Raw genomic sequence first — 12,057 nt, 5'->3', positions numbered from 1 at the left:
TCATATGAGTGAGTGGTTAAGGTCGCCCGGTCTTCAATCTCCAACATAGGAACCAATCACCGCTCTCGGTGATTTTCAGGCATGACCGAACCACTACCAGCTCTCGTCGAAAACTCACTCGAAGTCGCCTGGAATTATCTGGACAGGCTGGGTGAGATAAAAGATCCTCAGAACACTGCCGAATTCCTGCTTAGAAGCATTCAGTCGCAGATTTTGAGAGGCGAAACACGAACGCTTATGCTTTCGAATCGCGCGATTGAGGCCCATCAGCGGCGGCCTCTGCTCGTTTCATGATAGACCCATGGTGCCCGATTTGCCTCGGCCTCGGTTGGGTCTGCGAGAACCATCCTAACCGTGTTTGGGATCGCGACCTGGGGTGCGAGTGCGGAGCGGGGATGCCGTGTCAATGCCAGCGGCCCAGCTTAGAAGAGCCGGACACTGCGAAGGTTATTTCTCGCGCCGAACGCCTTTGAATTTCTTTGCGCTCTTTTTTACGGTCATGAACTGACCGCCCTTCTTACGCTTGGTGGAAGTGCTGGTCAGCGGATTTTTCAACTGGGTCCGCTTCTTTACGCGCCCTTACGAGCGTTATCGCCTGTGGGTTTACAGCCATGGTCGCCTCCAGCTTGACCGGAATCTTTGTTCCTAGAAACCGCTCTTCTCGGCCGTCTTCTGGATTTCATCCTCGGTTTTCTTCTTTTCCTCGACCGAAGTCACGTGCTGGGCGCGTTTTTTATCGGCGGGCTGCTCCTGACCACGCTCGTCGCGCACGATGCCTTGGCTCTTGTTGTCTGGCATGAAAGCCTCCTGTGAGACAGAACAACGGGCCGGCACGCGTTCGGTTCAATCAGGTCAAAAAAGAAGAGCCCCGGTTAAGGGGCTCTTCCTGCACGCACCGGGAACGGGTTAGTTGTCAGCGCGTACCGATGCGTTGATGTCGCGCGCAGAGACCGGAAAAATGCGCAGCGTCCAACATCCCCATTGTGTCCGGTCGTCACCCGGCATGTGCGTTACATCAATGCGCTTAGAAGGGCATAGTTGCTACAAAGTGTATCTCAGTAAGGCATGTCCGTCCCGCTGTCGCTGTTTCGGATCACCGGTGCCGGATAATCCGGAAAGACACCCAGCATCGGCGCGAGGTTGCCGACATAGCGATTGACGACGCGGAACAGCGCGGCGATGGCCGCTTGGTTCGTTGTGATCGAATAGAGATTGCACATGCGTTGGGATCTTCTCACAGAATGCGAGAAAATAGGATTCTGAAAAATTGCTCTCGGTCGGCTTTGGAGAGGAAAGCAGACAAGTGCTGGTCACGAGGAGAACTTCGTCTTTTGACCCAGAGGGAACATTCCGGAGGCAACGCGTTCGCTGACGCCCTTGATCTAAGTCAAAGAAGGCTCCGTCATGGCCGATACTCCCATCTCCGTTTGGCAAGGGGCGGGTCGGTACTATGAAACCGAATGTACGTGCCGCGGCGGCAGCTTTCCTCACGCGGCGTGCATCGCTGACGCCCCGCCCGATGTCAGCTACTGACTTTCCAAGGAGTCTGGCCATGAACTCCACCGCCATTCGCGCACTCAAGTTGTCAACCGCCGTTCTGGCTCTCACGGCTGGTTCGGCTTTTGCCCAGCAGATCACCGGCACGCCGGGTGCGCCCAGCGCCACCATCACACTCGACGGCAAGCAGCTTCCGCCGGAGCCACCAAAGTTTGGTGGCGTGATCAACGAGACGGCTAAGGATTCCAAGCCGTACTGGCCACCATCGGTCGTGCCGCCCAAGGGCGCGCCGAACGTGCTGCTGATCATGACCGACGACCAGGGCTATGGCGTATCCGGGACCTTCGGAGGTGTCATCCCGACCCCAAATATGGATCGCATCGCCAACACGGGACTTCGTTACACCCATTTCAACTCGACGGCGCTTTGTTCGCCGACGCGGGCGGCGCTAATCACCGGCCGCAATCACCACTCGGTGGGCTACGGTGTCATCGGCGAAATGTCTACCGGTTATCCTGGCTACAATTCCGTGATTGGTCAGGACAGCGCGACAGTCGGAACCATCCTCCGGGATAACGGATACGCTACATCGTGGTTCGGCAAGAACCACAACACTCCGACCTATCTCTACAGTCCGGCGGGGCCATTCGACCAATGGCCGGTCGGCATGGGTTTCGAATACTTCTACGGATTTATGGGCGGCGAGACCGACCAGTGGACACCTTACCTCTTCCGCAACACGACCCAGGTATTTCCATGGATCGGAAAGCAAAACTACAACCTCATCACCGACATGGCAGACGACGCCATCAATTACATGAACGGATTGAACGCAGCCGCGCCGGACAAGCCGTTCTTCGTCTACTACGTGCCGGGCGGCACGCATTCGCCGCATCAGCCAAAAAAGGAATGGATTGACAAGTTCAAGGGCAGGTTCGACATGGGTTGGGAGAAGCTGCGCGAGCAAATATTCGCCAACCAGAGGAAACTCGGTATGGTTCCGGCCAACACCCAGCTTACTCCCTGGCCGGATACGCTACCGAAGTGGGACTCGCTTTCCTTCGTGCGAAAGAAGCTGTACGCGCGCGAGGCTGAGGTATTTGCCGGCTACGCCGCCTATACCGATTATGAGATCGGCCGCGTGATCCAGGCCGTCGAGGACATGGGCAAACTCGACAACACGCTGATCATCTATATCAGCGGCGACAACGGCACCAGCGCCGAAGGCACCCTTGAGGGCACCCCGAACCAGTTGACCGCCTACAACGGCATTCTCGACCTCCCGGAAGCCGAGCTGATGCTGAACTATGAAGCCTGGGGCTCCGACAAGACCTACCCGCATATGTCGGTGGCCTGGTCGTGGGCGTTCGACACGCCGTTCAAATGGACCAAGCAGGTGGCGTCGCACTTTGGCGGCACCCGACAGGGCATGGCGATATCCTGGCCAAGCCGCATCAAGGACGCCGGCGGCATCCGCACCCAGTTCCACCACATCATCGACGTCGTGCCGACGATCCTTGAAGCCGCCGCCATTCAGGCGCCCGCCACGGTCAACGGCATCGCGCAGAAGCCGATCGAAGGCGTAAGCATGGCCTACACGTTCGACAAGGCAAACGCCAACGCGCCCTCAAAACGCGAGACTCAGTACTTCGAGATGTTCGCAAATCGCGGCATTTACAGCAATGGCTGGTACGCCAACACGACGCCGCCGGTACCGCCGTGGATCCTGGGAACGGTCAAGCTGCCCGAGATCAATGACTACAAATGGGAACTCTACAACATCACCGAGGACTTTTCGCAAAACAACGACCTCGCCGCCAAGCATCCCGACAAGTTGAAGGAGATGCAGGCGCTGTTCCTGACGGAAGCGGCGAAGTACCAGGTCTTTCCGCTGGACAATTCGGTCCTTCCTCGCATTGTGACTCCGCGACCGAGCGCGACCGCCGGACGAACGGTCTTCACGTACAAGGGGGAGAATGCCGGCATACCGGACGGTAACACCCCGAGCATCCTCAACAAGGACTTCACCATCACCGCCGAGATCACCGTTCCGCCGGGCGGCGCGGAGGGAATGATCGCTACTTACGGTGGTCGCTTCGGCGGATACGGTCTCTATCTACTCAAGGGCAAGCCGGTGTTTTCCTATAACATGCTCAATCTCAAGCGCTATCGTTGGGAGGGCGGCGTCGGAAATCGCGATGTCTTCGGCGATGCGCTCAAGCCGGGCAAACACACGATTGCGTTTGACTTCAAGTATGACGGACCCGGCCCCGGCAAGGGCGGTACCGGTGTGCTCACGGTTGATGGCAAGCAGATCGCCAAAAAGTCGATGCCGCACTCAATTCCTTTCCTGATGGCTATCGACGAGACCTTTGACATCGGCAGTGACACCCGCACGGCGGTGGACGACAGCTACAAGCTGCCGTTCCGCTTCACCGGAAAGATCGACAAGCTGACCTACAAGCTGGGCCCGACACAAATGTCGAGCGATGAGCAGAAAACTGTGCGTCACGCCCTCGAAAGAGCGAGAGACTAAGCGCGACAAGGCAAGTTACGATGCCGGCTATTGGCCCAGCGCAGACGTGCAGACCTTCTAGCCCAGAGGTCTACTTCTGAACGAAATGCCAGCATGTTCATGCCTTCTCCAACCTCAGTCTCGTTCACCCGGCCACCATGTTGACGCCGGATCGCTGGCTGAAATCTTTGTCGGCCGCAGCGCCACCAGATGGCTGCGCTTGTACGGTCGCCCCTGAAGCCGTGAGCAATCCTTGCACCGCATGTAGCGCTCAAGCTCATGGATTGGCGTCGTCTTCGGTCGCCGGACGATGTTCAACGCCACCGTTTGATGCGTGGTGCAGCCCAGGCATTTCACTTCGAGGTAGCCGAACCCGGCGTTAATCGCATCGCCCAGCGCAGGCGACGGCTGCGCCGGCCCCTGGAAGCCGAGCATCCGCTTATTCCACGCCTCGCAAGCCAAACGGTCGGCGGTCCTGCGTGCCTCCACGGCCTGTTCTGCGGCGGCCCGAACCGACGCCCCGCAAATAGATCCCCTGACTTGGTGCCCATCGCCTATCAAAGCGGGTCGCCGGGCCTGGCGCAAATCGGCCTATGGCTGGTAGTCGGCCGCTGCCGGAACCACGGCTAATCGTGGCTGTGGACAGACACCTGTTTCGACGGGCCTCGCATTTCCCAAAGAACTTCAAGGCTTGTTTCCAAGTTTAATCACCGCAGGATCGGATCCGTAGTGATTGCTCTGCCTTTCGATGCCGGGCGCATCGATCCCTGCTGCGCTAAGCGCCTTCTAAAGTCTGGCACCAACGTGGTCGAACGCCAAGCGTTTCTGATCGGTTTTCATGTGCATCCGGCAGGCTTTTTGAAGGCTCAGGATTATTCGCTCACGTGGCGCATAGTGCGCGACCTACACCTGAAAATCGCTTCGTACGATACAACTAAAACGATCGGGCTCTCGCTTAAGCAGGGATTCCGTGTCTCTTAGAATCGGTAAGCCACTCCCTTACGCATAACATGAATTCCCACACGTCATCGTCGGACGGCACCTCATATGTGGAGGAGGTTGCATCCTCCCCCATTCTTGTAAACATGTTTATGAGCCAACTCGGTCCATGCCCCGTCACACCAAGATGCTTGAGCCAAGACTCCAATTCGCCTCCCGGCACCACAAACAACCCGTATTCGGCCAACTGTTTCAAAAGACTCTTACCTGCTTCGAGAGCGTCGTTCTGAAGAATAAATATTCCGCCATCTCGTTTCATATCGAGCCCGGTTGCATCCATTGCTGCCTTTACGGATGTGCGAAGTGCCGCAAGAGATGACTGCGATGCCGCTGGTAAGTTGGCTCCCCGCAAAGGGCCAGACCATTGACTGCCGCTGTCTTTGAGAAGATCGATATCGACAATCCCGGCAGCGGGAATGCCGAGCTTGCGTAGCGGCCGCATTATTGTTTGGATCGTTTGTTTGTTTTGCGAATTCAAAAATAAGCAGTTTGGTATGCTCCAGTTCGACTTGTGTCGCGCCAGGCGCTCATTGATCTCTTGGTAAAATGCTCGGTCGGCATCGGACTCTGTGATTACCACGTGTTCATAAAACAGGCCGTTCAAGACACCGGTAGATCTGAGCAGAGGATTTCTCATCAGCTCTAGAATCTCGTTGCTCGGTAGAAGCCGCGCAGTTGGAACGTTAGACCTATAAGTGAGTCGAACGATGTTGATTGGGACGCCGGATTGGATGCAGCCCATTATAAATTGCGGGCTATGTGTTGATACGAAAACTCGCTTGTCGTTCGCTACGGCTGCTCGCGCCAGCTCATTTCCCAGCTTTTCCGCAAGGGATGGGTGTAAGAAAGCTTCGGGCTCGTCAATCAGCAAAATCGGATGTTCGCCCGCAATGACTTCCAAGATGATTCCGGTAAACGCCTTCACTCCGTCGCTTGTCGTTTCAATTGGCGTCGCTTGTGCATGAAAAGCTATGCCTGCAGGATGTATATTTAGCTCTTCTAATTCATCGGTCGGCGGTCGAGGCGACAGTCGGATTCTGAGCGCGCCGAGAGCGGTCGGATCAACAACGAAATACGATCCGAACGCTTCGTGAATGATTCGGCGCACCTCTTCTCTCTTGCGTTTATTCTTGAATAGCACCCTATCAAGCGGAGTACTTTGTAGATCGCCTGCTTGCTGCTGGTTGACAAGTCCCACGCGGTTCGGGCCATCAAGCTTCAAGATCAGGAATCTTAGCAGCCAACCGCAAAATTCATCGAGATGCGATGATGGATCAGTGAGCGCTGGGATGATCACGGACGTATTAACAGCCATTCGACCGAAGTGTTTTTGTTGCAGCATGGTGGTATTAGATTGGAGAATTTCTCCAACATTAGGCGTGGCTTTAAACGAGTCGAGCGCGGTAGCCGCCTTCTCGGGTGATAGGCCCGTGAAGGAAATGCGTTGTAAAATCACAGTGTCTTTGAGGCTTGTAATTCCATTTTGGGCTAAGCTGTGAATTTCAGATAAGACCTTGCTCTTACCTGCGTTGTTGGGTCCTACAAAAATGGTGACGGGCACTATTGGAATAGGTGCGCTCGCAACTCCAGGCCCGCTTCCAAACTTCAGCTGGATTTCCGATATCACGTTTTTTTGCCCATCTTACGTTGGTGATTTTGCCTAGTGTATCGGAGTTAATATGCCTCGCCGTAGCTAGACGACGCATATCGCGACACAAATGTGAGCACGTCAACGGCACTGCGTTGATTTGTCTTAGGTTTTTTGTCTTGTTGACTCCCTGCGCAATGGTTTGACGGCTTATGCCGTGCTCTCCCTGGAGACGAATTCGTCTTGCCTCCATCCCTGCCGGCTTGATGGCAAGATCGATCCGGTTGGATCGAATTCGCCACCGACAGCTTGGCACCAGCCACGGGTGTCAGGACCACACGGTTTTGCCGTACGCATCAGCGCCGTACGTCTTGCGCGCTGTGCTCGCTCACGGATAACCGCCCTGCAAACAACTTTTCGCGCCTGACGCTGCCGCGTCCACCACATCCCGTCTCGCGTTCGTGACGATCGCGATACGCCCCTCTTGTCGAGACGGGACAGCGCGGAAATAGCCACTGATTTGGGGTGAGAGGGAAAGCGATTTATATTTGTCGGGCAAACTGGACGACCTAAATCAGATTGAATCTGCTCAGCAAATTAGATTTTTCGCAAAATCCAATTTGCCCGTGACAATAGCTGCTCGGCGCATCTCACGTGCTTTGTCTGAACGTGTCCGAACGGGTTGATCGAAGAAGAGGCAAATGCCTCGTTAGGCCCATGACTTCCGAGATCGACCTAGCCGGAAGTAGAGTGGCCATTGTTCCTGTCCTTGTTACAGTTGTGGGAAGCGCGCCGTTCATTTCTTGATTGTAGAAGCGCGCTGATTGCACGTTACAATGGAGGACGCAGATGGGCAGGTTCTCGGCGAGGTCGTTGGCCAAGTTTTCTTGGCGCTGGTGGCCACGGGGCAAGAACAAATCCGCTGATGACGTGGAGCTTTCCGACCGACGATTTGAAGGCGGGGATCGGCGTCAGGTGCTGCAGGCACTCTCCGCCTTGGCCGGCGGCAGCGCCTTGGCCGCGATATCACACCCCGCCGATGCGAAGGATGCGAGCGAGCTGCCGCCTCCGAAGCGCGCGCTGACCGGCCGCAACGAAGCCGGCAAGTCGGTGTTCAAGTCCTTTGACGTCACGACCACGGTGGTGGAAATCGATGCCAATCCGGGACTGACGTTCTACGAAGTCTACAGGACGGAGGGCGTGCCCGGACTTACGGGCGTCGAGCCGGACCCGATGCTGAACGGGACCAAAGGCTTTCCCGGCCCGGGCGGCACGATCTTCCGGCTGATTTCCTATCCGCCCAAGCGTCCCGAAGGCTACAAGCCGCCGCCGGGCGTCACGTTCGAGAGCGGCGTGAAAGAACTGTCGGACAAGCTCCCCGGCATGGGCGACCATTTCGAAAAGGGCGGCGGCGGCATGCACACCACCGACACCATCGATTATGGAGTCGTGGTTCGTGGCGAGATGACGCTGGAGCTGGACGACGGACAGAAGGTGCATCTGCGCCAGGGCGATTGCATCGTGCAGAACGGCACCCGCCATCGCTGGCGCAACCCGTTGCCGGAGCCCTGCCTGATGGCCTTTGTCTCGCTCGGCGGCAAGCGCGGCTGATCCGACCAAAGCTCAATGGTGCCGAAGATATCAGCGGGTATTATTGTAAACCACCGCCAGAGGCACCCTCGCCTGGTGGGAAAAAGAAAAGAAGGGGTAATCGCATGACGTCAGACGGCATCGCCTTGGCCGCCATTGTCATTCTGCTTTTTCCGATGGGTTACTTTTTTCTGGCGGCGCCCGCCTTTCTGCTGGTGAAGCTCGACATTCCACAAGTCACCCAGCTGCTGCGCGGCATGTTCAATGCCCATTTTCTGATGACGAGCATTGCCGGCGTCATCGGGACGTTGACCTTTGCTCTGACTGGTCGACCGGTGTTCGCGATTGGCGTTGCCTTGCTCGCGGCTTTCGCGGTCTGGGCGCGCGGCTGGTTTCTGCGGCAGTGGGATGCCCAGCTCAGCGCCAGGGATGCCGGCGACGCCGCTGCAGTACGCCGGCTGCGGCGGCTGCATTGGGGCGGCATGCTGTGCAACGCGGTCGTACTTGCCGCTATCGTGAGCAGCATTCCTTATGTCAGCGCTACGTCGGCGTAATCAGCAGGCAGCACGTAGCAAGTAGCCCGCATGAGCGGAGCGATATGCGGGGTCTTAACCCGGATGTCGCTTGCGCTCATCCGGGCTTCACAGTGACGCGCGCTCAGCCCTTGCGCATTTTGCTGAGCAGATAATTGTCGTAGTAGTTTTCCGCGATCTGCGTGTAGAACAGCACTTCCTTCATATACGCGTCGTGGCTCTCTTTGGTCTTCTTGAACAGCGCGCTCTTCTCGGCAATCTCGTTCAGATGGTCCTGGGTTGCCTTGTAGCAGGCCTCCATGACCGGTTGCGGGAACGCGCGCAGCTCCGCCCCACCCGCGACCAGCCGCTTCAGGGCTGCGGGATTGACGCTGTCATATTTTTCGATCATCCACGCGCCGGCGGCCGAACCGGCCTGGTTGAGGACCGCCTGATACTGTTTGGGAAGCGCATTCCACTTCTCTTCGTTGACGATCATGTGCAGCATCGCCCCGCCTTCCCACCAGCCGGGGAAGTAGTAGTATTTCGCCACCTTGTAGAAGCCGAGTTTTTCGTCGTCATAGGGGCCGACGAACTCCGCGGCATCGATCGATCCCTTCTCGAGCGCTGAATAGACCTCGCCGCCCGCGATCTGCTGCGGCACGATGCCGAGTCTTGCCAGCACGTGGCCGCCCATACCCGCGATGCGGAATTTGAGGCCTTGGAGATCGTCTGATGTCTTGATCTCCTTGCGAAACCAGCCGCCCATCTGCGTGCCGGAATTGCCGCACAGGATCGCATGCGTCTTGAACGGCTTCAGCGCTTCGTTGCAGAGCTCGGCGCCGCCGCCGAACGTCCACCAGGAATGCTGGTGGCGATGGTTCATGCCGAAGGGCGCGCCTGTCGCATAGGTCAGCGCCGGCTCCTTGCCGATGTAGAAATAGAGCGGCGTCTGCGCCATCTCGACGGTCGCCGAGCTCACGGCATCAAGCGCCTGCAAGCCGGGCACGATCTCGCCCGCCGCAAAGGTCTGGATCTGAAACCTGTTGTCGGTGGCATCGGCGACGTATTTCGCAAAAGTCTGCGCCGTACCGAAGATGGTATCGAGCGATTTTGGAAAACTCGAGGTCAGGCGCCACTTGATCTCGGGCGCTCCTTGCGCGATCGCAGGCGCCGCAACCAGCGCCGTCGCGCCGGCCAGGGCGCCGCCCTTGAGGAACGTTCGGCGTTTCATGATGTGCTCACTCCCTTGGATTTTCAGGTCCGATTGGCGTGGGGGCAAAGCGCCTTCCGCGCCCATTTGACCCTCATCATAACGGAGTTCGAGGCGTGCGTGGAAGCACAACCTCACCGTGATCAGAAAGATTGTCGCTTGAACAGCCTCAATCGTATCAGCATTATTTGTCCCAGGGGTGCCGTTTCCAGAGCGCCCTCACTTGGGAGGTTACCTATGAAAGCATTCACATTGGGTGCGGCGATCACGCTTGCGTTTTCCGCCGCAGCCTACGCGCAAGCACCGACCTGGACCGTTCCGGAGGAAAGCAAGCGCTGTCCGTCGAAATGGGGCGCGGCGGACGAGCGCGGCTCGGGCAATCACCAGAAGCCCGCGGCCGTGATGAACGCGGCGAAGCTGATCAAGACCGGCGAGGTGATCGAGCTCGCGCACGTGCTCGGTCCCAGCATGGCGTTCTTCGGAACGCGGCGCTTCGACGTGCACACCAAGCGCACGTTCATGAACCAGTTCTCCAACATGCGCGGCTCGAACGAAGAGGTCATCATCACCGAGCTCGGCCAGGTCGGCACCCAGTTCGACGGCTTTGCGCACCAGACCCATCTCAATAGCTGGTACAATTGCCAGAAGGTCGACGAGAACGTCGATCGTACCGGCTTCAAGAAGTTCGGTATCCACAATGTCGGCACGCTGTTCACGCGCGGCGTCCTGATCGACGTTGCCGGCTTCAAGGGCGTCGAGATGCTGGGCGACAATTACGAAATCACGGTGGACGATCTCGAAGGCGCCCTGAAGAAGCAGAACCTGACGCTGCAGCCCGGCGACGCCGTCATCATCCATACCGGCTGGGGCAAGCTCTACGGCAAGGATAACCCGCGCTACGTGAAATCCTGCCCGGGCATCGGCGTGCCGGCCGCGCTCTGGCTTGCCGCAAAGGACCCGATGCTGCTCGGCGCCGACAACTGGCCGGTCGAGGTCGCGCCCAACCCCGACAAGCAATTGTCGCTGCCGGTGCACCAGATCGCGCTGGTGGTGAACGGCATCCATTTGCTGGAGAACCTCAAGCTCGACGAGCTCGCGCAAAAGGGCGTCGGCGAATTCGCCTTCGTGATGCAGCCGCTCAAAATTCAGGGCGGCTCGGGCTCGACGGTGTCGCCGATCGCGGTACGGTAGCGGCGGCTTTTCGATTTTGGCAATGGGTGGCGTCCGCTCCGGAAGCAGAGCGGACGTCGCGAAACGCGCACGATCCAACCGCCTGCCCCACCAATCATGATCGGTCATCGGAACCCGGATGAGAGCATGGCGTTGGCTCACGTCGGATTAAGAACGCCGATGTGGGGAGATAGACCTGGATTACCCCACGCACATTACAACGGAGGTTCGCCGTGCCAGCTCCTGCTGAGAAAGATCATGTCTATAAGATCCTCGAACTCGTCGGATCCTCCGAAAAAAGCATCGAGGATGCCATTCAGAACGCGATCACCCGCGCATCAAAGACCATTCGCGGCATGAAGTGGTTCGAAGTGGTGCAAACGCGAGGCCACATCGAGGATGGATCCGTTCGCCATTACCAGGTGGCTTTGCGGGTTGGGTTTACCCTGGAGGGGTAATTCCTGGCGAGGCGGCAGGACGAGCAGAGCGCGTCAAGAAGCCGACGCATCGACCGCGTACGGACTCGGCTGGCGGCTTATCAATGCGCGCTCACCCGGTCAGCAGCTTCCGGCACGAAACGGACATACGACGTGCCAATCAGACGAAAAGCAGCTGAGTATGTTCCGATCTTTGATCCGAACGACGTAGGGCATCGGGAAGAAAAGTTGCACACCGAACAAGGCTGCAGCTATGAAATTCTTCAACCTTAATAGGATTCTATTAGTAAGTTTTTGCGAGGATAAACTGCACGGTTAATTTGTATGGTGCAAAAGTGCAGTTTGATAATCAGAACGGTCCGCTTGACATTGGTGCGCGGCTGATTTGCGGAGCCTCGGCAGCTTTTGCCGCTTACTCGTTGATAGTCTACGTGCTCGCGACGGCCCTCTGGCGTTGGAAGGGCGAAACGACATTGATCTCCGACGGCCGGAGATCGCATCTGAGCTCAGCCGGCGTCCGTGCTTGATCGGCACGG

At 57.6% G+C, this 12,057-nt stretch carries 9 protein-coding genes and 1 pseudogene; 5 read left to right on the top strand and 5 right to left on the bottom strand.

The window, feature by feature from the left end:
• Positions 1-645 precede the first annotated feature (645 nt).
• Both KIP88_RS14785 and KIP88_RS14780 read right to left on the bottom strand, forming a co-directional pair.
• Entirely contained in the window at positions 646-798 is a 153-nt protein-coding gene (locus tag KIP88_RS14785) for a hypothetical protein (protein WP_214488651.1), read from the bottom strand.
• Between the two features lie 266 nt (positions 799-1,064).
• Positions 1,065-1,220, bottom strand: a pseudogene (locus KIP88_RS14780) (SOS response-associated peptidase); the annotation flags it as partial.
• 332 nt (positions 1,221-1,552) lie between these two features.
• On the opposite strand from KIP88_RS14780, the gene KIP88_RS14775 reads away from it, so the two are divergent.
• Positions 1,553-4,033 (top strand): arylsulfatase, encoded by a 2,481-nt coding sequence (locus KIP88_RS14775; protein WP_214488650.1) that lies wholly within the window; start codon positions 1,553-1,555, stop codon positions 4,031-4,033.
• Between the two features lie 114 nt (positions 4,034-4,147).
• Here the strand turns inward: KIP88_RS14775 and KIP88_RS14770 are convergent, their stop codons facing one another.
• Together KIP88_RS14770 and KIP88_RS14765 are read right to left on the bottom strand one after the other, a co-directional pair.
• Positions 4,148-4,540: a hypothetical protein gene (locus KIP88_RS14770; RefSeq protein WP_374226471.1), complete on the bottom strand. Its 393-nt coding sequence runs from the start codon at positions 4,538-4,540 to the stop codon at positions 4,148-4,150.
• A gap of 427 nt (positions 4,541-4,967) precedes the next feature.
• Positions 4,968-6,638, bottom strand: a complete 1,671-nt coding sequence (locus tag KIP88_RS14765) for an ATP-dependent endonuclease (RefSeq protein ID WP_214488648.1) — start codon at positions 6,636-6,638, stop codon at positions 4,968-4,970.
• An 834-nt stretch (positions 6,639-7,472) separates the two neighbouring features.
• Here KIP88_RS14765 and KIP88_RS14760 point away from each other — a divergent pair.
• Together KIP88_RS14760 and KIP88_RS14755 are read left to right on the top strand one after the other, a co-directional pair.
• On the top strand, positions 7,473-8,210 hold the full coding sequence (locus KIP88_RS14760) for a cupin domain-containing protein (RefSeq protein WP_249790774.1): 738 nt from the start codon (positions 7,473-7,475) through the stop codon (positions 8,208-8,210).
• A 104-nt stretch (positions 8,211-8,314) separates the two neighbouring features.
• Complete coding sequence (locus tag KIP88_RS14755) at positions 8,315-8,743, top strand: hypothetical protein (protein ID WP_214488647.1); 429 nt, start codon at positions 8,315-8,317, stop codon at positions 8,741-8,743.
• A 103-nt stretch (positions 8,744-8,846) separates the two neighbouring features.
• Here the strand turns inward: KIP88_RS14755 and KIP88_RS14750 are convergent, their stop codons facing one another.
• On the bottom strand, positions 8,847-9,935 hold the full coding sequence (locus KIP88_RS14750; RefSeq protein WP_214488646.1) for a TRAP transporter substrate-binding protein: 1,089 nt from the start codon (positions 9,933-9,935) through the stop codon (positions 8,847-8,849).
• A gap of 216 nt (positions 9,936-10,151) precedes the next feature.
• Here KIP88_RS14750 and KIP88_RS14745 point away from each other — a divergent pair, with 216 nt between their 5' ends.
• Together KIP88_RS14745 and KIP88_RS14740 are read left to right on the top strand one after the other, a co-directional pair.
• On the top strand, positions 10,152-11,105 hold the full coding sequence (locus KIP88_RS14745; protein ID WP_214488645.1) for a cyclase family protein: 954 nt from the start codon (positions 10,152-10,154) through the stop codon (positions 11,103-11,105).
• A gap of 212 nt (positions 11,106-11,317) precedes the next feature.
• Positions 11,318-11,542, top strand: coding sequence for a dodecin (locus tag KIP88_RS14740; RefSeq protein ID WP_214488644.1), 225 nt, complete (start codon positions 11,318-11,320; stop codon positions 11,540-11,542).
• Positions 11,543-12,057 lie beyond the last annotated feature (515 nt).

The sequence above is a fragment of the Bradyrhizobium sp. SRL28 genome, assembly GCF_018596315.1.
Lineage (GTDB): Bacteria > Pseudomonadota > Alphaproteobacteria > Rhizobiales > Xanthobacteraceae > Bradyrhizobium.
The sequence above is the reverse complement of the archived record's forward strand: the minus strand, read 5'-3'. Positions and strand labels throughout refer to the sequence as shown.

Bases quoted from the DNA above. Each gene is read 5' to 3' on its own strand.
- KIP88_RS14745 (WP_214488645.1), top strand. From the start codon at position 10,152: ATGAAAGCATTCACATTGGGTGCGGCGATCACGCTTGCGTTTTCCGCC.
- KIP88_RS14775 (WP_214488650.1), top strand. From the start codon at position 1,553: ATGAACTCCACCGCCATTCGCGCACTCAAGTTGTCAACCGCCGTTCTG.
- KIP88_RS14750 (WP_214488646.1), bottom strand. From the start codon at position 9,935: ATGAAACGCCGAACGTTCCTCAAGGGCGGCGCCCTGGCCGGCGCGACG.
- KIP88_RS14785 (WP_214488651.1), bottom strand. From the start codon at position 798: ATGCCAGACAACAAGAGCCAAGGCATCGTGCGCGACGAGCGTGGTCAG.
- KIP88_RS14755 (WP_214488647.1), top strand. From the start codon at position 8,315: ATGACGTCAGACGGCATCGCCTTGGCCGCCATTGTCATTCTGCTTTTT.